The sequence below is a fragment of the Sphingobium sp. SYK-6 genome (assembly GCF_000283515.1).
GTDB classification, from domain to species: Bacteria; Pseudomonadota; Alphaproteobacteria; order Sphingomonadales; family Sphingomonadaceae; genus Sphingobium; species Sphingobium lignivorans.
Genome location: NC_015976.1, coordinates 1,907,095 through 1,928,946, shown reverse-complemented (window position 1 = coordinate 1,928,946; position 21,852 = coordinate 1,907,095). Strand labels below are relative to the sequence as shown.

The 21,852-nt window shown below is 62.3% G+C and carries 19 protein-coding genes, 1 pseudogene and 2 CRISPR repeat arrays; of the genes and pseudogenes, 9 read left to right on the top strand and 11 right to left on the bottom strand.

What is annotated here, in order from left to right; translation table 11 throughout:
* Nucleotides 1-10 precede the first annotated feature (10 nt).
* The 9 genes from SLG_RS08680 (at nt 11) to SLG_RS20345 (ending at nt 7,683) form a co-directional block, all read left to right on the top strand.
* Nucleotides 11-505, top strand: a complete 495-nt coding sequence (locus SLG_RS08680) for a nuclear transport factor 2 family protein (RefSeq protein ID WP_014076083.1) — start codon at nt 11-13, stop codon at nt 503-505.
* 40 nt (nt 506-545) lie between these two features.
* Nucleotides 546-713 carry a hypothetical protein gene (locus tag SLG_RS21930; RefSeq protein WP_173384999.1) on the top strand — a complete coding sequence of 56 codons (168 nt, stop codon included), beginning with the start codon at nt 546-548 and terminating at the stop codon, nt 711-713.
* Between the two features lie 128 nt (nt 714-841).
* Nucleotides 842-1,168, top strand: a complete 327-nt coding sequence (gene sciP, locus SLG_RS08675) for a CtrA inhibitor SciP (protein WP_014076081.1) — start codon at nt 842-844, stop codon at nt 1,166-1,168.
* A gap of 343 nt (nt 1,169-1,511) precedes the next feature.
* A complete protein-coding gene (locus SLG_RS08670) occupies nt 1,512-2,795 on the top strand; it encodes a tyrosine-type recombinase/integrase (protein WP_014076080.1) in 1,284 nt (427 codons plus the stop codon).
* 446 nt (nt 2,796-3,241) lie between these two features.
* Entirely contained in the window at nt 3,242-3,463 is a 222-nt protein-coding gene (locus SLG_RS08665; protein ID WP_014076079.1) for a hypothetical protein, read from the top strand.
* The gene (locus SLG_RS08660; protein ID WP_014076078.1) at nt 3,460-3,717 is read left to right on the top strand and encodes a hypothetical protein; all 258 of its coding nucleotides are present in this window, start codon (nt 3,460-3,462) and stop codon (nt 3,715-3,717) included. Before SLG_RS08665 ends, SLG_RS08660 begins: the two co-directional genes overlap by 4 nt.
* Nucleotides 3,714-4,505 carry a hypothetical protein gene (locus SLG_RS08655; RefSeq protein ID WP_041391839.1) on the top strand — a complete coding sequence of 264 codons (792 nt, stop codon included), beginning with the start codon at nt 3,714-3,716 and terminating at the stop codon, nt 4,503-4,505. The genes SLG_RS08660 and SLG_RS08655 overlap by 4 nt, the downstream gene beginning before the upstream one ends.
* Nucleotides 4,502-4,756, top strand: coding sequence for a hypothetical protein (locus SLG_RS21315; RefSeq protein WP_014076076.1), 255 nt, complete (start codon nt 4,502-4,504; stop codon nt 4,754-4,756). The genes SLG_RS08655 and SLG_RS21315 overlap by 4 nt, the downstream gene beginning before the upstream one ends.
* Nucleotides 4,757-5,193: 437 nt before the next feature.
* Entirely contained in the window at nt 5,194-7,683 is a 2,490-nt protein-coding gene (locus tag SLG_RS20345) for a VapE domain-containing protein (protein WP_014076075.1), read from the top strand.
* Between the two features lie 171 nt (nt 7,684-7,854).
* Here SLG_RS20345 and SLG_RS20860 read toward each other — a convergent pair.
* The 11 genes and pseudogenes from SLG_RS20860 to SLG_RS08590 all read right to left on the bottom strand — a co-directional run bounded on the left by SLG_RS20860 (nt 7,855) and on the right by SLG_RS08590 (nt 21,524).
* Nucleotides 7,855-8,612 (bottom strand): annotated as a pseudogene (locus SLG_RS20860) (IS5 family transposase).
* 330 nt (nt 8,613-8,942) lie between these two features.
* Nucleotides 8,943-9,416 carry a hypothetical protein gene (locus tag SLG_RS08635; protein WP_051003720.1) on the bottom strand — a complete coding sequence of 158 codons (474 nt, stop codon included), beginning with the start codon at nt 9,414-9,416 and terminating at the stop codon, nt 8,943-8,945.
* Entirely contained in the window at nt 9,413-10,066 is a 654-nt protein-coding gene (locus tag SLG_RS08630; RefSeq protein WP_014076072.1) for a DUF2971 domain-containing protein, read from the bottom strand. Before SLG_RS08630 ends, SLG_RS08635 begins: the two co-directional genes overlap by 4 nt.
* 25 nt (nt 10,067-10,091) lie before the next feature.
* A complete protein-coding gene (locus SLG_RS08625) occupies nt 10,092-10,724 on the bottom strand; it encodes a hypothetical protein (protein WP_014076071.1) in 633 nt (210 codons plus the stop codon).
* Nucleotides 10,725-11,184: 460 nt separating this feature from the next.
* A CRISPR array of direct repeats spans nt 11,185-11,814; the repeat unit is 32 nt; unit sequence GTTTCGATCCACGCCCCCGCACGGGGAGCGAC.
* Nucleotides 11,815-11,911: 97 nt separating this feature from the next.
* A CRISPR array of direct repeats spans nt 11,912-13,201; the repeat unit is 32 nt; unit sequence GTTTCGATCCACGCCCCCGCACGGGGAGCGAC.
* A 194-nt stretch (nt 13,202-13,395) separates the two neighbouring features.
* On the bottom strand, nt 13,396-13,686 hold the full coding sequence (gene cas2, locus SLG_RS08620) for a CRISPR-associated endonuclease Cas2 (protein ID WP_014076070.1): 291 nt from the start codon (nt 13,684-13,686) through the stop codon (nt 13,396-13,398).
* Nucleotides 13,687-13,690: 4 nt separating this feature from the next.
* A complete protein-coding gene (gene cas1c / locus SLG_RS08615) occupies nt 13,691-14,731 on the bottom strand; it encodes a type I-C CRISPR-associated endonuclease Cas1c (protein ID WP_014076069.1) in 1,041 nt (346 codons plus the stop codon).
* A gap of 3 nt (nt 14,732-14,734) precedes the next feature.
* A complete protein-coding gene (cas4, locus tag SLG_RS08610) occupies nt 14,735-15,394 on the bottom strand; it encodes a CRISPR-associated protein Cas4 (RefSeq protein WP_014076068.1) in 660 nt (219 codons plus the stop codon).
* Between the two features lie 228 nt (nt 15,395-15,622).
* Complete coding sequence (cas7c, locus tag SLG_RS08605; RefSeq protein WP_014076067.1) at nt 15,623-16,555, bottom strand: type I-C CRISPR-associated protein Cas7/Csd2; 933 nt, start codon at nt 16,553-16,555, stop codon at nt 15,623-15,625.
* Nucleotides 16,552-18,357, bottom strand: coding sequence for a type I-C CRISPR-associated protein Cas8c/Csd1 (gene cas8c / locus SLG_RS08600; protein WP_014076066.1), 1,806 nt, complete (start codon nt 18,355-18,357; stop codon nt 16,552-16,554). The genes cas7c and cas8c overlap by 4 nt, the downstream gene beginning before the upstream one ends.
* Nucleotides 18,354-19,019: a type I-C CRISPR-associated protein Cas5c gene (gene cas5c / locus SLG_RS08595; RefSeq protein WP_014076065.1), complete on the bottom strand. Its 666-nt coding sequence runs from the start codon at nt 19,017-19,019 to the stop codon at nt 18,354-18,356. The genes cas8c and cas5c overlap by 4 nt, the downstream gene beginning before the upstream one ends.
* A 153-nt stretch (nt 19,020-19,172) precedes the next feature.
* Nucleotides 19,173-21,524 (bottom strand): CRISPR-associated endonuclease Cas3'', encoded by a 2,352-nt coding sequence (locus tag SLG_RS08590; RefSeq protein ID WP_014076064.1) that lies wholly within the window; start codon nt 21,522-21,524, stop codon nt 19,173-19,175.
* Nucleotides 21,525-21,852 lie beyond the last annotated feature (328 nt).

The window sequence follows — 21,852 nt, the reverse complement described above, 5'->3', positions numbered from 1 at the left end:
GAGGATGCGGATGACATTGCCTATCGAGGACAGGCTTGGCCTTCAGGATCTCATCGCCAATTATAGCTGGGCACTGGACACCGGCGATGTCGAGGCGCTGGTCGCCTGCTTCACGCCGGATGCCCGCATGGTCGAGGAAGTGTTCGAGGATCCGGACATCTGGGAAGGCCATGAGGGTATTCGCGGCATTGCCGAGCATTATCGCAACGCGGCAGGCTTCCCCGGCCGCCAGCACCATGTGACGCAAACGCAATTCAAGCCTCAGCCGGACGGCTCGGTGAAGATGCGCTCCTTCGCCATCGTCACCGAGTGCGAGGGCGAGCCGCCCTATCTGCTGCGATTCACCGGCTGGTACGACGATCATGCGGTGAAGGGCGAGGACGGCCAGTGGCGTTTCCATCGGCGCACCGTGCGCCTGTGGGATGGCGAAGTGCTGAAGAATTTCCCCGGCCGCGGCGAATGGGTGCCCCGCAAACGGCCCGATTCGCTGGTCATCCGCCGCTGAACCGTCGGATCGATCCGCACAGCAGGGCATTGTGTCTCTGATGGAAACCAGCGGAGCGCGGATCATGGGCGGTTGGAACAGGAGCGCGGTCGGGATTGGCGTCGGGCTTGCGCTCGGCGTGGCAATCGGCCTTGCCATGGATAATATCATCGCGGGGATTGGTATCGGCATCGCCCTGGCGATCGCGATGGGCCTGCTCCGGCGCTAGGGGCGCCCCGAGGGCGCAATTTGCGACGAACCGAGAATATCCGGTTAATTACCTAGAGCATGGTTAACAGCTTTTTTACCGAGATTGCCGAAAATTGACGTCATGGCAAAAGACAAAGGATCGTGGCCATGAATGTCGTCCCCTTCGAAAGAAATCAACCTGTTACCTCTGCCGATCGTGTCATCGGACCGCTCGGTGAGCTCATCGGTCGGGAAGATCTGCCCGCGCCAGATAGCCAGTGGACACCCCGCCGCAAAGCGGAAGTGGTCGCGGCCGTTAATGGTGGTCTGATGACCGCCGATGAGGTGATGTCGCTTTACAATCTCTCCGTCGAGGAATTCGCGAGCTGGCAGCGTGCTGTCGAGCGTTTCGGCCTCGCCGGCCTGCGGCAGACCCGCATCCAGCACTATCGTGACCTGCAGGAGCGCAGCCAGCGTTTCGGCTGGGCCGCCTGACAAAGACGCGCCGCCGGGACCCCACGCCCGGCGGCGCGCTGCACTCAAGCCCGGAATAAAAAGGAGAGCCATCCCGAAAGGGAAGCGACCGGAAGCCGATGGCCCACGCCATCCGTTCGATCCAGTCCTGTCAGGGGAAATGGCGCACCCGGAACGATTCGAACGTCCGACCCTCAGATTCGTAGTTCTGGGGCGTGAGTTTTGCTGAGCTTTCCTGTGATGTTTCTAGCTTAACTTTTGACCTATATTCAATGCCTTGCTTTCCGGCTATCATTGCTCCTGTTGGGTGAAGATGCGCTGAAATCCATCGCTGTGATGCCTAGCGTGATGCCTGGAGGTTCGTTTGGCAGTTGGATTGATCACGAGAAGAAGCGTCGCAGCTCTGAATCCAAGCGCAATGGAATATGTATTGTGGGATAGCTCTCTGAAGGGCTTTGGGGTGAGGGTTACCCCCGCCGGCACCAAAACCTATTTGTTCCAGTACCGGCCGCCCCACACAGAGCAGAAGCGAACGATCCCGCCGCGGAAGGTGACGTTGGGACGGCACGGCTTACTCACCCCCGAAATGGCGAGAGCGCGCGCCGCTGAGCTGGCAGTCATGGTCGCTCAGGGAGTTGATCCGGTAGCCGCGGCTCAGGACGAAAGGCGATGCCGGGAGCGTGAAGCCGCTGCGGCGGCGGCGGCCCAGGAAAAGGCGCAAAAACTGACGCTCAGAGCGCTGAGTGGGCGCTTTCTGAAGTTCATCAAAACAACCTCTCCTGCGTCCTACGAGTTCTGTGAAGGAACACTGCGTCTTCACGTTCTGCCATCTATCGGCGCGGTAAGACTGGATGAGTTGACGAGAAGTCACGTGAACCAGGCGCTATCCACACTGGAACTGAGGCAGACTGCATTAAGAAGGAACGTATTCGCTGTCCTGAGTTGGCTTAGCGCCTGGGCCGTGGAGGATCTGGACCTTCTCGCAAATCCCATGGCGAGCATGAAGCCGCCGCCGGCTGCGGAGGCGCGGGACCGCGTACTGAGCGACGAAGAGCTCCGCTGGCTTTGGCAGGCGTCGACCATGCTGCCATCCCCCTATCCTGCCTTCTACAGGACGCTAGTTCTCACCGGTCAGCGAAGGGAGGAGGTTGCCGGCTTGCGGTGGGAAGAGGTGAACCGCAATGCCCGAGAATGGACACTGCCGGGTGAGCGCGCAAAGAACGGTGAATCCAACATCATTCCCCTCAGCCGTCAGATGGTCTCACTTTTTGACGGCTTGGCCGGGAGTGCAGAATGGCCGAGATCCGGAGTGGTTTTTCCGAGCCGAGCGAAAACATCGCTATCCGCATTCTCTCAAGGTAAGCGTCTCCTGGACGCGGCTATGTTGCAGGCCGCAAAGGCCGCCCAAGCGGGCAATGTGGCCATTCCGCCGTGGCGCGTCCATGACATTCGCCGGACCGTGGCAACTGGCCTTCAACGGCTCGGCGTCCGTTTTGAGGTAACAGAGGCGGTGCTCAACCATCTCTCGGGCTCGCGATCCGGCATAGCTGGTGTTTATCAGCGATATGGATGGGCGGCAGAGAAGCGCGCAGCGCTGGAAGCTTGGGCGTGCTATGTCACAGATAGAAGCAACCCGGAAAAGGCGTAACAAGCCAAGCGCTACATGCGCTGGACTCCCGGTCGAACAGGGCTTCACGTTTATAGAGCCTGCCGCGACGTGTGCAGGCTCATAGCCAGCGGCGTGCCCGTGCAATCTCGCGAACATGGTCGCCTTCTCGCGATCTGACCCGCATGCCGAACTTTAAGATTTAAGAGAATAACATCTGTCACCGAAATGTTGACAGACGCGCCGCCTTCTCGCAATCTGAGCTTAATTCCGAACTTTAAAAGAAAAGCATGTGTCACCGAAATGTTGACAGGAGGCCATATACATCATCACAGATGGTAGTTGTCACCGGAATGTTGACTGAGTATTTGAAGGTTCTGGGAAATTCTGTGGAACCGTAACGCTAGCTCTTCATATTAGGATCCGGAGCCCTTATACTGGGCTTCCGGGCGCCGCGGAACGGCCGCCCGGAGAAGGAGCTATTTGTTATGAGCATCCAACCGGACCTTACGCGCTACGGTAATGTCGATGACGTCGCTGAAATCACCGGCCTCGCGAAGCAGACGCTGGTTCAATATCGCCTGTACCGCCCCGAGCTATCTCCGCCTTTCGCTCGCATCGGGCGACGGGTGGTTTACCCCCTCACCGGCCCAAATTCGGTGACATCCTGGATGGAGCAGCGTCTCCGGAACACGGAGGGCGCGGCATGACCAGGAAGACTCTCAATGCCGCGGCCGGCCCGGACGGTCTTGCGCCCGTGAAGGCCGTCTTTCGTATCAACGGCAGCATTCTGCCGGGCACGATCTTCTATTGTGACAGCCCTGCTCAGCGCGCCGAGCTCATGGGGCTTGAGGCGATCGAGGAACTCGACGAACTCGACATGCTGATCGCCTCGCGGACGAAAATCCTCAGCCTCGCTCAGTTGAGCGGGTCCGACCCGCAGACTTTCGGGGGGCTGTCATGACGACGACCGCGATCTTGCCCGAAAAGTACGGGCACCTCCATGTGTCGACACTGGTTGAATCGGCGAAGTCCTACTCCTCCCGGAAAACAAATCCGCCGGCATATGTGCGAGAAGCGGAGATGAACTTGGCCGAGGCAGAGCTGGAGCTTCAGAAGCTCCGGACAAAACTCGAGTCGCGTACCAAGAGCATTGACGATCTCGTCAAGCGAAAGGTCGCGGCAGAAGAGCGCGTTGAAGTGGAGGTGCTGACCGGAGAGGCTTCCGCAGAAGCCTCGGTGACCCTTTCGGCTCTGGAGAAGGCGCTCAAAAAAGCGGAAATCGAAGCCTCCGAAGAGCGGGCAGCGATTTCTGCTGCCGAGCGGATCGTTTCGGCCCTGCAGGACGCGTACCAGCGTGCGTCTCTGAAGTGGAAAATCCACGATCCCGAAGGCCCCGCAGCGCGCGCAAATGCCCTCATCGAGGGATATATCGAGGCCCTGCCGGCGGTCGTCGCCCAATCGGTGGAGCTCTACCACGAGGCCACGCAGCTTGGCTGGAAGCCCGGCCATCAGTGGCAGTACGGTCCGGCCGGCGCCTTGATCGAGATCCTGCAGAATCTGAAGTGGCCGACATGGCCCCATTCGTTTCGACCGAGCTGGGCGCCTCTCAATGGGGTACGGCCGAAGGTCAATGAGATCGTGATCGACTATCTCCGGATGTTCCGAGAGGTCGCTTCGGCAAATGAGGCGCTCGCCAGTGGTGACGCCGCAGTGTCGGCACCTGTCGAAAGCATGGGAGAAGCGGCATGACCAGACGAAACCACAACCCGGACGATACCTCGTCCGATATCGAGTTGGCTCGGAGCTTCGGCCTGAAAGGCTTTGCCAATGGCGGAAACGGTGGACCGTCGAAGGATACGCCGAGCGCCGGAACATTTCCGCCGGCATCGTCCAAGTCGAGGAACCCGGACGACGCGTCGGACGATATCGCTCTGGCACGAGCTTTTGGCCTGCAGGGCTTCGCTGGTCATGGTGACGCTGCCCGCAAACAGGCGAGCTAGCCGCCGATGCGTTCGATGACCGGGAGGCAGGAAAATCGGCAGTGGCGGGCGTTTGAGAACGGACGGGTCCGCCTACTCACGAGCGAAGGCCTATCCGCCAGCGTTGCCCGTAAAATCGTTCGGGCCGAATGCAGGAAGCGGCGGGCACTTGCTCGCTATATTGGAAGCCGGGCCGCCCGCTCGGGGCAACTCGTCCTCAGCTTTGAGGACGGAGCGGACGGCCCGGAAGGAATCACATTCCGATACACAATAGATGATCGTGCCATCCGGAACGACATGGATCGCGCTGTGTTAGCGCTAATCCAACGATCCGGGTTCTGATGAAATTGCCGCGGCAATGGGGACAGCCGCGGCAACTCCAACCAGTCCGTCATTGAAGACAACTCAGCATATAGCGGATTCTGGTTCGGAGTTCAAATTTAAGGACTCTCAACCTTATGACCATGCTCGACCAGGTCGCGCCTTTTGTGCGCGCGGGCTTTGCCGTCCACTGGCTGGCGCCCCGCTCGAAACGTCCCATCAAGGACAACTGGTCAGACATCCCGGTCGCGACGCTTGACGCTCTGCGCGCGAGCTATCGGGATGGTCTGAACGCAGGCGTCCGCCTCGGGGAGCCCTCGCAAGTCGAAGGCGGCTACCTCCATGTGCTCGACGTCGACATCCGGGTGCCGGACATGGCGGAAGAGGCTATGGCGAAGCTGCTCGAGATGTTTCCGGACGCCATGTCGTTCCCGTCGGTCATATCGGGCAGCGGCGGCGCCAGTCGGCACCTCTATTTCGTCACTGAAAAGCCGTTCCGCAGCCGTCGTCTCGCCGCCTCGGCGGAGAAATTTCGCCGCTTCGACAAGGCTCAGGACAAGGATGTCTGGTCCTGCGAATGGGAAGTGGAATTGTTCGGCAGCGGCAAGCAGGTCGTGCTGCCGCCGTCGATCCACCCCAACACCGGTGAGCCTTATCGCTGGGAGCGCCCGTTCGATCTCGACATGCTTGAGATGGGACTGGGACCGTTTGTTCCGGCTTCGCGCGTGGAGGCACTGGGCGTCGTCGAAGATACGGCCTACGCCTTTGAGGCCGTTCCGCCGCTGGACTTCAAGCCCGGCCAGATGGAGCGCGATCTCGATGCGCTCAACGTCTCTGATCTTCATTATGATGATTGGATCCGGCTCGGCCAGGCGATCCACCACCAGACGGGTGGCAGTCAGGAAGGCTTCGATCTGTGGCTGAGCCACACAAAGCGCTCGAAGAAATATACCGGTGACCGCCAGGACCGCGAGATGCGGCGCATCAAGTGGCGGAGCTTTGGGCGCTACCGCGGCCGCCCGGTCACGATGGCGACGATCCGGCAGTGGGCGCAGGACGCGCGCGCCGCGGCGATGGCCGCCGAACTGGACGATCTCGACGACCTGGATGATGCCGACGAGGTGGCCGGCCGAGATGGTGGAAACGACGAAGAATTCGCAGATTTGCTAGGCGTTGAGGGCGATTCTCTCGACGACGACGATGATGACGCCCATGTCGATGACTTTGATAAGGCAGACGCCAAGGCGCCGAGCGATGATGTGCCTGAGCTTGAGTGGAAATCGCTGCTGGATATCAATGAGGCTGGCGGCATCAAAAATACGCTCCACAATATTGAGCTGATCATCTCCCATGACCCTAGATTTCGGGGCCTTGCACAACTGAACGAGTTCACTCGAGAAGTGACGCAGCGTAGGGCACCAGGTGTTAAACAGAGTCGCAAGAAGCCCGCAAAACCAACGCGCCAGCTCACCAGCGACGTCTGGCGGGTAAAGGATTCTTTGAACGGCGATCTGTGGTCGTCCGCTCGTGAGCATGCAATTCGATCAATACTCGAGGCCCCAAAGACGCAGGGCGGCTACTCTCTCAAGGTCGCTGACCGCGATCTCAAGGCAGCCACGGTCAATGCCGCTTGGCAAAACGCCTTTCATCCGGTGCGGGAGTGGCTGGAATGCGTGGAATGGGATGGCGCTGAGAGACTCGAAACCCTGTTCATCGATTACTTGGGCACCCCTGATAACGTCTACCACCGCGAAGTGGCGAAGCTCCTGTTGGTGGCCGGAGTGACACGCATTTATGAGCCGGGCCACAAGTACGACACGGCAGTTATCCTGGAAGGACCGCAAGGTATCGGCAAAAGCACCTTTATCCGGACGTTGGCGAAGCACTGGCCCGGCGAACTGGATGGAGATTTCCATGCTCCCAAAGAGCTTGTTGAGAAAATGCAGGGGGCGTTCGTGATCGAAATGCCCGAGCTCTCAGGCTTTGCTCGCTCAGACGTGCAAGCAATCAAGGCCTTCATCAGCCGGCCAGTAGACCGCGTCCGCCTCGCTTATGACGCTCGAGCCTCAGATTTTCCCCGCTCCTCGATCCTGGTTGGCACCACCAATGATCGAGAATACCTGAAGGACTCCACGGGTGGACGTCGCTTCATGCCGGTGGAATGTGCCGGCCGCTCGATCGACATCAGTTCTCTCTCAGCGAATGTGGATCAGATTTGGGCTGAAGCGCGCCACACATATCTGGCAATGCGCGAGATACAGCCATTCGGCCCCCTGCCCCTCTATCTTACCAACCGCGATGCTGCTGAAACGGCTGCAAGGCTCCAGGAATCCCGGCGAGTGGAAACTCCGGAAGACGCGCTGGCTGGCCGCATTGCTGCTTGGCTCGAAGCTCCTGCCTATAGCGGAAACATCGAATGCGATGGCGAGGTCCGCTCTGTCACCTGTCTGAATCAGATTTGGGTGGAATGTCTGCAGGGAGATTTGCTTCGGTACAATCAGGTTGAAGCTCAGAAGCTCGGCAAGGCTATGCGACTGGTTAACGGATGGGAAAGCGACGGGCGACAGTGGAACTTCTCCAAGCCCTATGGCCGTCAGCGCCGGTACTATCGGGTCGGTGCTCTATGACAATGGTGCCAGGCTATTGCTCCAACACGGCCAGCGCTCAGCAAAGATTGGTTACCTTGCTAATAGCCGCCGTACGTTCAGGAACCTGAGCCGTGTTGAGCGAGACGCTTGTGCTTTTCCGCCTCGAATTCGGCATCGGTGAGTATGCCGTCCCTTAGGGCTAACCGACATTCAGCGTAACCAGACCATGGCGGCGGCAAGGTATGCGAAGCCAGCGAAATGGATGGTTCGTCGTTCATATCGGGTTGCGAAGCGACGGAAGTGCTTGAGCCGGCCAAAGCATCGCTCGATGCGGTTGCGGTGTTTATAGAGCGCCGCATCATGCGGGATGATGAGCTTGCGGGATCGGTTGGAGGGAATGACCGCTTTGGCGCCCATGCCAGCGATGATGGCCCGTAAGGCATTGCTGTCATAGGCTTTGTCGGCAAGCACGGCGGCACCATTCTGGCCGTGAAGCAGGGCTGGTGCCTGGGTGATGTCCCCGGTCTGGCCGGGTGTGATGATGAAGCGCAGCGGCCTGCCGAGCGGGTCGGCCAACATGTGGACCTTGGTGGTCAGTCCGCCTCGGGAACGCCCCAGCGCCTGATTGCACGCCCCCCTTTTCCGGTCGCCGCCTGCTGGTGTGCGCGAACGATGGTGCTGTCGATCATCAGATACTGGTTGTTCCGGTCGGCGGTCAGCGCTTCGAACACCCGCTCCCAGACGCCCGCATGGCACCAGCGACTGAAGCGACGATGCACCGTCTTCCACTTACCGTAGCGCTCCGGCAGGTCACACCAATGTGCTCCTGATCGCAAAACCCACAGACATCCGTTCACGAACAAGCGGTTATCAGACGCCGACCGTCCCGGATCGGCCACCTTGCCCGGCAACAAGGGCGCGATCTTCGCCCATTGCGCTTCATTCAGTTCATATCGTTTGGCCGACATCGTTCGCCCGCGCCTCAACACGGATGCTATGAATCAGCGATCAGTCCTCTTGGGAATCCTGAATGGCGAGCCGCCCTAGTCTTACGAGCTTTGTCGCTTCGTCCGCCGAGATGATTGCGCTGCCACGCTGGGGTGCTGGCGTTGCTGCGACAACGATATGAGGGTGCACGAAACAAAGACGCAACGGCCCGGTAGAACGATGCAAGGGAGTGCCCGGCTGTGCTGGATGCGTAGGTTAGTCTTTATCCGTTTCATCAAATCGGGCCGGCAGGGCCTTCGCTTTCTGCGAGGAGTCTGAGTGCCAGGTGGAAAATGGAACCACGAGCGCCATCAGAACGGGATGATGCCACGACGGAATAGGTCGATCACCTCAGCCCGCTCAACGGAATCGGCGTCGTGCATTTCCTGCTGCTCGTTGAAGCGCCGGGCGAGCGGTGTGGCAACCATACCTAGGATGGGCCGACGACCGCGGAATTGTTGGGCGGTGAGATCATAGATCCGACCACAGGCCCGAACCCAGAAATGATGCTCATATCTCCTCGGATTGGTGCCCCGGATGATGGCTGCGTCTCGTACGGCATAACGCTCCTCGACCAAGAAGGCGAAGATCATAGACACTCTCTGGCAGGCGTTGTGCGGGAACGATCTGGAGGAGGGGAACTCGAAAATACCCTCAACCCGATTGAGGTCGAGAAATGCGAGCAGGCGCTCGGCAGATGCCGTGATGTTTCGATGAAGGAACTCTTGGTCCGTACTGTCCTCGATAGTCCAGCAATCTCCGCCCGGCTCGACCAACGAGGTCATTGCCACCGCCTGGAATCGAGCTGTTCCGTGACGGCGAAGCGTTTGAATGCCAGCCGTGCGTCGCGCAGTCGAACAGTCGGGGCGAGGTCGCCAAGCTTGGCGGTGATCGCCTGCCTGCCCGTGTCACACTCGGCGCCGAGAATGACCTCCTTCAGACTCATCACGTTCGAGAAGCGCTTGAAACGATTATCCCCCTCGTGGTCGCACGTCGCAAGATCCTCCCATACACGCACCTCCTCCTCATAGGCCCAATGCGCGAACTTCACGGTCATCAGGCTCTCGATGAGGACTTTGGCGGCGGCAGGATCGTCGAGACCGTGCGGATCGAACGCGACCCGCTTTTTTCGGTAGCGAACGGGACGGCACCGAGCATCATCGACCTCGAAGCCCAAGCACAGCCCTTTGTGCCCGTCGGCGTAATGCGACCATTGCACCGGGTTCGACCAGTTGCGGCTGAAGCACAGCAGGCCAACAGCGGCCGCCCGCTCGGCCTTGGCCCGGCGAAAGGCCGCCCGATGCGCCCGCGACGGCGACGTGGCCGCGAGCATCTCGAAGGGATCGTTCAGGGCGTCGAGCGTTGCGACCTTGACCCGCCGACGTTGGATGTTCTGAAGCCCCCAGTGCGACGGTACGAAGTGATAGAGCAGCAAGAGTCAACTCCTTACAGTCGGCCCCTCAGAGCCAATCCGCGTCTAGTCTGACCTTAAGATTGTGAGGGCCGGCAGGGTAAGAAGCAACCCGTCCCGCCGACCCGCGATTCATGAGGTGCAAGCCAAAGCCCTCATCCCCTGCCGTCTCCTCCTCCACTTCCCGCAGCCACTGGACCATGCGCGGAAAGTGACGATTCTCCCCCACGTTGAAACGACGCTTCCATCCCATCTCGCCAATCACTCGCGACACGACGGCCCGCAGGAAAACCTCCAAGTCGACGTCGACGGGCTCGTCGCCCACACAATTGAGGGCCTCAGCCCAGATTGCCTTCTTGAAAATGGACGGCGGCACATCGTCGATATCCGGAGCGAACGCCTCCGCCGGCGATGCAAGGCTGTCCTCGATCAGGGATTTGACGGTCCCGTCATGCCTCGTCGCCTCATCCAGCTTCGCGCGCAGCACCGCGGCGTCGCCGCTTTTCATCGCTCGCACAAAATAACCGAGGGCTTCGCGAAAGCGATCCCTTGGATAGCCCGACAGCGTGTCCATTGGCTTGTCAGTCACGTCCTGCCAGACCTCCATCATATGACGGGTCGCGGCTCCATAAGCGCGGATGCACCCGTCAAAGAAGGTCAGGCCGCGATCAGAATCTTCCATGCGATACATCCTTTGTGCGATTGAATCGGCGCCCCGCGCGGGATCATTCAGATGAAGGAGAATGTTAGCGCGGTGTTCTCCGGCTCGCTACTTGGATCTATCAGTTGAAGAGCAAGCGGCGCACCTTCTGCAGACAACAACAGAGTTATCCATCCGCGACGATTACCGTGCCTGAACTATGATCCCAGAGTGTGCCGGCGTCGATTTGGGATGCCTGATAATGGAACGCTCTTCGCTTCAACCGGCCAATTATCGTCGAGTATGAACTTGCGCGGATGGCCGCTTCGGCCGGAACTAACGTTTTTCGGTTCGGGTGCAAGCGACCGGGCCTAGGGAGCGCTCGCCCTGTAACCGACCTTCCCGGCGTGAAGCGCCTATCGAAGCTTGCCGCGCATTAAGGGGTTGGCTGCGGGGCGTTCGCGAGACGCAGGAACCGCGGTCGCATGGTAAGGTGTCACGCGTCTCAAACCACGCCCCCGCACGGGGAGCGACCGCCGAGGGTGGCGCCGAATATATCGCAGTGCGGCTGTTTCAATCCACGCCCCCGCACGGGGAGCGACGTTCCCGGAGCGATATCCCACCGGCTCGGAGGGGTTTCGATCCACGCGCCCGCACGGGGAGCGACCTCTGCCTGGGCCTCGTGGTGCGCCTCGTATTCCCGGTTTCGATCCACGCCCCCGCACGGGGAGCGACTGTCGAAGACGCCCGATGTCGCCGTGATGTCGTTGTTTCGATCCACGCCCCCGCACGGGGAGCGACGCCCAGCGGCGTATCACTGGTATAAGCCGCACCGTTTCGATCCACGCCCCCGCACGGGGAGCGACTTCGCGGACGGGGGGACCATCCCCACGGGTTCAGTTTCGATCCACGCCCCCGCACGGGGAGCGACGTGCCGAGCTGCATGTCGATCGAGAAATCCTTGTAGTTTCGATCCACGCCCCCGCACGGGGAGCGACTCTGCGCAAGGCGCACGTCCTTGGGATCAAGACGGTTTCGATCCACGCCCCCGCACGGGGAGCGACCTCTCTGACCGGCACCGCATCGACCTATGACGCGACGTTTCGATCCACGCCCCCGCACGGGGAGCGACCCTTCGCGTGCCAGCGGCGCAGATGCTCCTGCTTGTTTCGATCCACGCCCCCGCACGGGAGCGACGAGGCGGACCGCGACTATCGCCGTGCCGAACGCGTTTCGATCCACGCCCCCGCACGGGGAGCGACCCATCGTCCATGGCATCAAGGTCACCGAAATCAACGTTTCGATCCACGCCCCCGCACGGGGAGCGACCCTTATCCGGGCAGCATGGCCCGCTGGCACGGCGTTTCGATCCACGCCCCCGCACGGGGAGCGACTCGATCTGGACGTGGCGACAGCTATCTGGTCGAAGTTTCGATCCACGCCCCCGCACGGGGAGCGACCTGGAGGACTGGACGAGCGAGCCGTGCAGTGACTGGTTTCGATCCACGCCCCCGCACGGGGAGCGACTTCCACCGTGCCTGCACTTCCTTGCCGCCATCATCGTTTCGATCCACGCCCCCGCACGGGGAGCGACTCAATGGCGTCGGAGCTGGCGCAGCAAGCGACACGTTTCGATCCACGCCCCCGCACGGGGAGCGACAGCCTTGGCTGCTTTCACCCGATGTTCTTCTGCGTAGTTTCGATCCACGCCTCCGCACGGGGAGCGACGGCCCGTCTCCTTGCCGCTTCGCGTTCCACGGCTTGTTTCGATCCACGCCCCCGCACGGGGAGCGACAGCCGCTGGTGGTCGCATTGCCGGTCGTGCCGTTGTTTCGATCCACGCCCCCGCACGGGGAGCGACCTGGGGCGCAGGCGCGCGACAATCTGTTCAACCAGTTTCGATCCACGCCCCCGCACGGGGAGCGACCTTCGATGACGACCAAAGCCGGGCTAGTCTCGCGGTTTCGATCCACGCCCCCGCACGGGGAGCGACCTACATCGACATCCCCAACATGGTCTGCCGCGTGTTTCGATCCACGCCCCCGCACGGGGAGCGACCGGATCGCATGGTGGCGACGTCGATCTCGCCGGCGTTTCGATCCACGCCCCCGCACGGGGAGCGACCGGGGGTCCATCCCACGACGTTCAGCCGCTGGAAGTTTCGATCCACGCCCCCGCACGGGGAGCGACGTCCTGGTTCGGCGGCTTGCCTGACTGGCTCAGGTTTCGATCCACGCCCCCGCACGGGGAGCGACCGGGGCGAGATTGAGAATTAGGCATCGAAGTTTGGTTTCGATCCACGCCCCCGCACGGGGAGCGACGCCATGCCGTGATATGTGGCGCCGGGTTGGGCGGGTTTCGATCCACGCCCCCGCACGGGGAGCGACAAGCTGATCCCTCCCTACACGCGAGGCGGAAACGGTTTCGATCCACGCCCCCGCACGGGGAGCGACCATGGGATGACGACAGCATCGCGTTCCACAACATGTTTCGATCCACGCCCCCGCACGGGGAGCGACGGCCACTTGGCTAATACGATGAGAAAGAGCAGTAAATCTTGGCGGTGGCGCGGACGCCTTCTTCTGCAGCACTCCGATCGGGTGACGTGGGCGGCTTATCTGCCACCCTTCTGGAAACACGACGAAATATTTCGCGCGAACCTACCACTGTTTGTCCAACAGACTGGGGTTCGCGCGGCGCTCGGTGTCGCTGTTCAGAATAGCAGGGGGCCATCTAGGTCAAGTATGGGCTTGGCGCCGACATGCTCCACCCTCCGCTTGCCATCGGCACCGAGCCGATAAAAACGCAGCGAATCTTTCCTCGGGTCGATCTCCTTGACTAAGGCAACCCGAAGCAGAGCCCATTGTGCAGGGTCAACCTCGCACTCGAATACCGAATTCTGCACCCGTTGTCCCAAGTCCAAACATGTCTTGGCCACTCGCCGCAGCCGACGCCGACCGGCCGCGTCCTGAGTGTGCACATCATAGGTAATCAACATCAGCATCGGGTCATTTCCACACGAAGGGCGGATAGCCGTCGAGGTCACCGCGAAGGTGGCGCGCCAGCAGTTGGGCCTGGACATGCACGACCAGCCCCATCGGCATGTTTTCCCCCAGGAACGGATGGCGCAATTCGCGCTTCTTGCGCTCCTGCCAGGCGACCAGCACAGCCTTGCGGCCATCCTCGGTCAGCGACACGGCGCCGCCTTCGTCCACGGTGAAATCGCGGGGTTTCAGCTGGCCGCGATTGATGAGCGTCAGCGCCAGCCGGTCCGCCAGTACCGGACGCAGCTCCTCCATCAGGTCGAGCGCCAGGCTTGCGCGACCGGGTCGATCGGCATGGAGCAGCCCCACCTGCGGATCGAAGCCCACACCCTCCAGCGCCGAACGGCAGTCATGCCCAAGCATTGCGTATAGAAAGCTGAGCAGCGCATTCACCCGATCGAGCGGCGGCCGGCGCGACCGCCCGGCGAAGGTGAAGGCGGGGCGTTGGCCTTGCAGCATGGCATCGAACACACCGAAATAGACGAGCGCCGCCTCCCCTTCATGCCCGCGCAGGCTGTTGATATCCTCCGCCTGCGCGGCCCGGCGGGCGACATGGCCCAGTCGTGCCTCGGCTGCAGTGAGCGCCGCATGTGTTTCGGGTGCGAGCCGATCGCGATGATCCCGCAACGCGCGGCGTAGCACGGTGCGCTGGTTAGCGGCCTTGGCGGAAACGATCCCCCGCACGATCGGCACGGCGCGGACGAGATCGTCGGCGACGCGATGCTGGGTCCGGCGCAGCAGCACATTGCCGGTGCGCGGCCCCTCCACCCGGGCGAGGAACTTGCCGTTAGGGGTGAGGAAGGAGAGCGCGATCCCTGCCTCCGCACAGGCCGCCATCAGCGCGGGCGAAGCGCCCGGCCGGCCGAAACACACCACCCCTTCCAGCAGGTGCATCGGCACGCGCCCGCGCTCGGTGCCCTCCACCTCAACGACGATATTGGCGCCGTCCTTGCGCAGCCAGGCATCCTCGGTGGTGACATAGATGGTGTTGAGATGGCGCCGCATCGGTCAATCCTCCGACAGGGCATCGGGTTCGGCGATCTGGCGCAGCAGCCAGCACCGGACGGACGGCGGGCGTTCCAGCCGCTTGGGCTGACATGCGTCTGCCAGCGAGCAGCGTCGGCAGCCGGGCATCGCCCGGGGCGGCGGGGTGTGGCCGGCGGCGAGCATCGCCCGGGTTTCTGCGGCAAGCGCGGCGGTCAGAGCACGTAGCTCGGCATCGAAGGCGATCCGGCTGCGCTTCTTCGTCTGGGCGTAGAACAGCGCGCCCTCGGGCACGGTGCAGCCGAACATCTCCTCCAGGCACAGGGCCTGGGCGCAGAGCTGCACCTCGTCGGCGCGGTGCGCCTTGGGGCGGCCGCGCTTATACTCGACCGGATAGGGCACGCCGCGCACGAACTCGACCGCGTCGGCTTTGCCGGCCAGGCCATATTCGAAGGAGCGCAACACCAGCCCGCGCACCGTGCGGACGCCGGCGCGGCGGTCCGGCCGGCCGCCATCCACCCGCTCGTGGAGGATGCGCCCCTCGGCGGTGGCGCCGTCCTCCGCCCAGATGCGCTCGACATGGATCAGCGCGCACTGGCGCGGGCAGAACAAATAATGCTGCAACGCCGACACCGGCACCAGAGCGTCTTCGGCGGCCGGGTCCGGGGGCGGCGCGAAAACCATTTACCTTCCTACTAAGATTAGGCTAGGCTTCGAGTTGCCAACCAGGAAAGGCAAGCTCATGCGAGTGTCCAAACGGATTAGAGTGAAGGTCCTCGGCATCAGCGTGATTGAGATTGAATGGTGGCCCCCATAGGATAATCTCCTGTCGTCGAGAAATCGGCGTGGATCGAAACCTACTGAGATTGTTGTATAAAATGCGTGAGCCTCGACACCATCGAGGCCCACCTACTAAAGTTCCAGAATCTCGACCCCCGCCGGCAGGCCCTCGCGGTCAATCGTGACCTTGTAATCCTCCCATTTGCGTGCGGGCGGCCAGTTGTCGGTGGCGGTGCTGCCGATTTCCTGCACCGAGCCTTCGTGGACCCGCCACGTCTTCACGCGATCGAACAGGCTCTGCGCCTGGGCATTGCCGAGCGCGCTCTGGTGGCGGAAGACGATCAGCTTGCGGCTGGCCATCTCGCCGCGCGCGGCCGAGCGGTCATGGTCGAACATCTGGCCCAGCGCCTGCCACAGCAGTTCCAGATCGCTTTCCGAAAAACCGGTGCCCTTGGTCGGGTGGCTGGCGAGCGGCGCGGAGACGAAGCCGTGGACGCGGTACAGTCCGTACGGCACGATATGCTTGCGGCCCATGGTGCGGCCACCCTTTTCCTCGGCATCCTTCTCGGTCGTCGCGGCCATGCGGGTGATCGAGATTTCCAGCGGGAGGATGCGCTCGACCGACTTGGCGAAGCCGAACTGCACCGGCCCGCGCACCTGCCCGGCATTGACGCCGGTGGTCATCACCGCGCCGAAGGTGCGGATGTCCCAGAAATTCGCACACATCCAGCGGGTGAGTTCCTGCGCCTTCTGCTGGTCCTTGGGAAGCCGCTTGAACTCGTCGTCCTTGGTAACTTCGGGCAGCAGCGCGGCCCACGCCTTCTTGTGCTGATTGTTGAGCGTGGCCCCTTCGGTCATGTAGATCTCGAAGCCCGGTTGATCCTCCTTCACCAGCGCGACGAAGTTGCGGACCTTGCGCTTCAGTGCGACGTCCGAAACCAGCCCCTGGTTGGTCTCGGGATCGAGCCGGGGCATGTTGCCGGCATCGGGATCGCCATTGGGATTGCCGTTCGTCACGTCGAAATACAGGACGAATTCGTGGCGCTGGATAACCGGCGTGCTCATGCTTCCCCCTCGGAGTTAGTGGTATCGTTCAACGTGGCCGGATCGATCACCTCCTTGCCGTCGCTCAGCTTCGCGGCGCGCTGGTGGTAGTAGCCAACGGCGAATTCCCCCTGCTTTTGCAGCGTCAGCGAGCGTGGCAGCGCGGGGGCGAGATGGCCATGGATCTCCTCCAACTCGCGTTCGATCAGCGCGGCCCATCCGGGCTTTTCCTTGCGCACCTTGGCCAGATGGTTCTGCCCCCCGCGCACGATGATCGGAAACACGCTGGCCGGCGCCGCCGAGGCCGCGCCGAAATATTTGTCGCGGATGCTGGCGTTCACGCGCCCCAGCGCCGAACGCTGCGCCAGTTCATAGACGGCGAACAGGCGACCGAGCTGATAGCCCGCGTCCTGATAGTCGCGTTGCAAACTCATCGGAAGCTCTCCTGATTCGGGAACAAGGGGTTTGGCGCGGCCTTCGCGCACCAGTACACCGCGGATCACAGCCGCGTGCCAGCCGGAGCCCGCGTCATCGCCAGCGCGCAGCCGTATCAGCGCGGTCGCCAGCAGCGTTTGCGGATACCGCCCGCCGTAGAGCACGGCGCGCAGCACCTCGCCCGCCAGCGCATGCGGAATGTTCTTGTAATCGCGCTGCGCCGCAGTGCTGTTGACCAGTAGCCGCCCGACCGAAGGGGCGGCGCCCCAGCTAAAAGGCAACGGCTCCACGCGCATGTCCTGATAATGCTGCGCCAGCGCGCGGGCGAAATCGCTGAAGCTCTGGCACAGCCAGAACCGCACCGACAGCCGCGCCGCATTGGGGGACAGGCCCAGGATGTGAAAGCGCGTGCCCGGCTCGATTCCGTCGGCGATCTCCTGGATCGGGCGCCCGGCGGCGATCTTTTCCAGTTGCTCCCGTACCTTGGCGGCCTCTTGCGCGTCGGAGACCTCGTCCGCGCCGCCCAACAGCCAGTCACCCGCCAGCATGTCAGCAGCCTCCGCCGCCTTCACATCGCTAGAATCGGCCCAAAACACCACCGTCGTGTCGCCGATTGGGCGCGGCAGGCGATTGCGGCTGTCGCGCCGCAGCAGTTTATTGAGCGCCTCGCCATAGCGGAAGGCGGCGGCTTCGCTGGTCGGCGCATTCGCCCCCTGCTCCTTGCCGAGCGAAGTGAAGGCGTCGAGATTGAACGACACCAGCGCGGCGCCCGAGGATTGCGCGCCTTCCACGCCCTTGATCGTCGGATGCAGCCGCGCGATTGGCCCAATTTCGCCCGTGACGAGGCACAAGCTGCCCACACCATCGCCGGCGACCGCCCCCGCCTCAACCAGTGCGCGCGCCGCAGGCCGCTCGTGCAGATAGCCACGCTCGCCCTCCAGTCGAAATAGGATGTTCGCGTCGAGTATGTCTGGGGTGCCGCGCGGCAGTTCGTCGAAACGTTCGGGACGCCAGTTCTCAAGGAAGCGGCGAAGTGCCACCAGCCCCACATCCCCCTGCCCTGCCAGCCGCTCCAGATGCAGCGCGACGAAGGCGGCGTGCTCGTCGACCGTGCGCCTGCCTTCGCCGGCCGTGCGCCCAAGCACATAGGCGCTCTTATCCCACAGGAAGTTGGGCGCGATGGCAACGGTGCGCTTCACTGCGGCAGGTACTACCCGGAGCGTCGGTCGCGGCTTCTTGCCCGACAGGTCGTGCAGAGTCTCGACCTCAACCGCATCGCCATCGGCATTCAGCACGATGCACCAGCCGAACTTTTCCGAACTCCATCCCTGCGCTGCGACGCCCGGCAGCCGGTCATAATATCGCACCAGCGCCTGGAGGATCGTCACCGCACCACCTCTTCGGCATCGAAGGGCGGCACGTCGACCACGCCGCCCTGCATCTGCGCGCGAAAGAAACGCGATTCATTGCCTCGCGCGAAATCGATATCGTGGAGCATCCAGCCGAAATCGCGATCACGCTCGATCAGGCGCGATTCCGGCAGCGGCGCGCCGTCCGCGATCAGCGCGAATTCGGCGGGAAATTCGCGCGTGCCCAGGCAGGGGCGATGGAAACACTGGCCCTGCGTCGCACGGCGATTGAACATCGCGATATGCTTGGCGGCGCTGTCGTCCGGCCCGGCCCGATCGGTCATCGTGAAATGCGCCTCGATCACATAGGCGACATCGACCAGCACCAGCGCCGCGCGCTGCTGGCGATTTTCGTCGACCGCGATGCCCAGCCCATCGGTGGTGCCGCGCTTCATCGCGCTGGCGGCGTTGGCGGCGCTCGCCTTGGCACCCCCTTCATTGCGGCGGATCGACTGGAACCGGATCGGGTTCAGCACATGGATGCGCGTCACATGCCAGCGGATCGCCGGCTTCCAGTGAATGGCCTCAAGGATACCGCGCGCTGCGGATGGCGTAATCACGTCATAACTGACGCGCTCTACCTTCATTTCCGGGCGCGTGAAACAGGCGTGATCGCCCCAGATATGTAGCCTGACCGCCATTTACCCGCCCCCAATATGCGACTTTCATAATTATGTTTTGAGATCAGTCAAACAAAGCGCGAACCGATCTGCTCGGACGGTGGTGCCGCATCTACAGCAGCACCACCTCATATCGGATCTGATTCAAAAATGACTCATCCCGTTCTAGAAACATCACATGATGTTCTGCTCCGATGCGCGCCATTCCGGGGTAGAAAGCGCTAAGCCCAGACTGCGGTCATACAGGAACATGTCACCCAACCGTACGAACCGGTCGCCATAGTCCTCGCGCACTACCGCCGCGTCACCGTTCGCCAACATCGCCGCGCGGATCTGTTTGGGCACTGGCACCACATATTGCTGGAGCGTCCGCAGCGTGCCCGCCGGCGGGCGATCGGCATGGACGAGCACGCGCAAGGCCTCCTCCGCATCCGCGTCATACGGGATCAGCACCGGGTCCATCGCCTGGTCGATCATCTGGAAGGCATCCGAAATGGTGCGGAACGGACAGTTGACCCCGCCTCTGCCTACCGTCTCGTGGATCGCGGAGAGGATCGGATAGTCGCTCCCGGTCCCTTTCGCCTGATCGAGCGCGGCATATCCCTTTTTCCAGTACAGCCATCGATAATAGTCGGTCACGCCCTCCAGGCTAAGCGGATCGAGCGCTGGGTTTTTCAGCACCTCCCGCGCCGCATCGTAAAAGGGCATGAGGTCGCGCGGGATCGGGCGGCGGCCCTCCACCATTTCGGGTTCGAACACCAGCGTCCGGCCATGGGCCTCACCCAACGGACCCAGTTCGCCGCTGCGGTTGCAGCGTCCGGCCGCTTGGGCGATGTTCGAGAGTCCCGCGGCGGCGCGCCACACTTCGGGGAACGACACGTCGACCCCCGCCTCGATCAGGCTGGTCGCTACGAGCCGCACCGGCTGGCCCGCCGCCAGATCGGCGCGCACCGAAGCCAGCACGTCGCGGCGGTGACGCGCACACATCAGCGTGGTTAGGTGGCGCGCGCCCGGCTGGTGGCGGATCGCCTCGAACAATTCCCGTGCATGGGCGCGGCTGTTCACAATGCATAGCATCTGCGGTCGCTCGGCAAACCGGGCGGCAATCGCCGCGTCGGGCACCGGCATCTGCGACCATTCGACTCTCACCCGCCGCAGTCTCCGGTACAATCCGCGCGGATCGGGCGCCAACTCGCGTTCATCCGGAATATCGAGGCCGTCTGTCCGTTCCGGTCCGGCATCCGATGGCGCCCTTACTGGTCGCGGCAACGCGTCGTCCTGCTTTCGCAGCGCAGGCTGGGTTGCAGTACACAACACCACGCTCGCCCCGTAATTCTTCGCCAGTTCGTCGATAGCCGCCATGCACGGGCGCAATAAATGGACGGGGATCGATTGCGCCTCGTCGATCACGATCACGCTCTTCGCCAGATTGTGCAGCTTGCGCGCGCGGCTGGTGCGGGCAGCAAACAGGCTTTCGAAGAACTGCACCGCCGTGGTCACCACAATCGGCACGTCCCAATTCTCTGCATCGCGGCGCAGCTTGGCGAGGCCGCTGGCGCCCTCCCCTTCCTCGTCGCCCTCTTCGGTGGGCTGGCGCGCGTCCCAGTCGAAGCTGGAATGATGTTCCAGCACATCGCCGGCCAGTCCGGCCCCCAGCGCGGTGCGGAACACTTCGGCGGTCTGCTCAATGATTGACGTGAAGGGGATGACGTAGATGATCCGCTCCAGCCCATGCCGGAGCGCATGTTCTATTGCGAAGCTAAGCGAGGTAAGCGTCTTGCCGCCTCCCGTCGGTACAGTAAGCGTGAACAGACCCGGCGTCAGTGCGGCCTTTACCACGGCATGATCGAGAATCTGCGAGCGCAGCGTGTTGACCGGCGTATCTTCGCGCCGGTACTTCGCCATGTATGTGCGGACGGCGTCGCGGTGGCGCCGGTCGATCCGCCCTCCGCGCTCGGGCGGTGAACGGCCCTCGGCGACGGCATAGAAGCGCTCCGTCTCCAGAAAATCGGCATCAACAAGGCAGGAGAACAGCATCCGCGTCAGGAAGAAACCCCTGAACGCCGGTTCGATCGCATTCGGTTGGGGCGATGTCATGCTCGCCATCCATGTGCGTCGATCAGGCAGCGGCGGGGCCTGACCTTCCCACCCCACATAGTCCTCGACCGCCTTGTTTTCGCGTTCAGTCAGGCTCGGGCCGTCCATCAGGCCACTGTGGTGGCCGGCGATACCGAAGGCCATCAGGCGGCCGGCCACACCGTACAGGCGCAGCGCTTCCTTCGCCCCGGCGGTGCTGTGGTCGGGGCCGCGCGCCCTTCCATCACCCTGCTGTGGTGTGCGAATATAGTGCTGGTAGGCCGCCGAACACTTCCCGATATCGTGAAGCGCCCCCATAATGCGGCCAAGAACCCCTACTCCGAAACGCTCAGCAAATGCTTCCGCGCAGTTACTGACGCTGCTTAAATGGTGAGAAAGAGGCTCCCAGGTGTTCTCCGATTTACTGGAAATCGAGTGGGCATAAATCACGGCTGCACCTCAAAAGGGGAAACGATATGCCATCCGCGTGCCAAGAAGGCAGCGAACCCAAAAGGGAGAGGGGGTGACATACGTTTCTATTTCCTGCTCAGGTTAACTCCACGCGTCCAATGTGAACAACTGAAATGACATCGAAATTCGTCCGCGCTGAAAATGCGTAGAAATTGAGGACCTTTGGAAAGCGGCGCACGGATGTCCGCTATTCGGCTTTTGTCACTTTGGCCTGCCGTTCCGAATCATTGCCTGATGATTTTCGCATCGGCTTACCTGTTCCCGTATTGCGAGGTCATCGGACGGCTTCGTTGCGAGTGTCCGAGCC

Coding starts and splice junctions, on each gene's coding strand:
- SLG_RS08680 (WP_014076083.1), top strand. CDS start 11: ATGACATTGCCTATCGAGGACAGGCTTGGCCTTCAGGATCTCATCGCC.
- SLG_RS21930 (WP_173384999.1), top strand. CDS start 546: ATGGAAACCAGCGGAGCGCGGATCATGGGCGGTTGGAACAGGAGCGCG.
- sciP (WP_014076081.1), top strand. CDS start 842: ATGAATGTCGTCCCCTTCGAAAGAAATCAACCTGTTACCTCTGCCGAT.
- SLG_RS08665 (WP_014076079.1), top strand. CDS start 3,242: ATGAGCATCCAACCGGACCTTACGCGCTACGGTAATGTCGATGACGTC.
- SLG_RS08660 (WP_014076078.1), top strand. CDS start 3,460: ATGACCAGGAAGACTCTCAATGCCGCGGCCGGCCCGGACGGTCTTGCG.
- SLG_RS08655 (WP_041391839.1), top strand. CDS start 3,714: ATGACGACGACCGCGATCTTGCCCGAAAAGTACGGGCACCTCCATGTG.
- SLG_RS21315 (WP_014076076.1), top strand. CDS start 4,502: ATGACCAGACGAAACCACAACCCGGACGATACCTCGTCCGATATCGAG.
- SLG_RS20345 (WP_014076075.1), top strand. CDS start 5,194: ATGACCATGCTCGACCAGGTCGCGCCTTTTGTGCGCGCGGGCTTTGCC.
- SLG_RS08635 (WP_051003720.1), bottom strand. CDS start 9,416: ATGACCTCGTTGGTCGAGCCGGGCGGAGATTGCTGGACTATCGAGGAC.
- SLG_RS08625 (WP_014076071.1), bottom strand. CDS start 10,724: ATGGAAGATTCTGATCGCGGCCTGACCTTCTTTGACGGGTGCATCCGC.
- cas2 (WP_014076070.1), bottom strand. CDS start 13,686: ATGCTGATGTTGATTACCTATGATGTGCACACTCAGGACGCGGCCGGT.
- cas1c (WP_014076069.1), bottom strand. CDS start 14,731: ATGCGGCGCCATCTCAACACCATCTATGTCACCACCGAGGATGCCTGG.
- cas4 (WP_014076068.1), bottom strand. CDS start 15,394: ATGGTTTTCGCGCCGCCCCCGGACCCGGCCGCCGAAGACGCTCTGGTG.
- cas7c (WP_014076067.1), bottom strand. CDS start 16,555: ATGAGCACGCCGGTTATCCAGCGCCACGAATTCGTCCTGTATTTCGAC.
- cas5c (WP_014076065.1), bottom strand. CDS start 19,019: ATGGCGGTCAGGCTACATATCTGGGGCGATCACGCCTGTTTCACGCGC.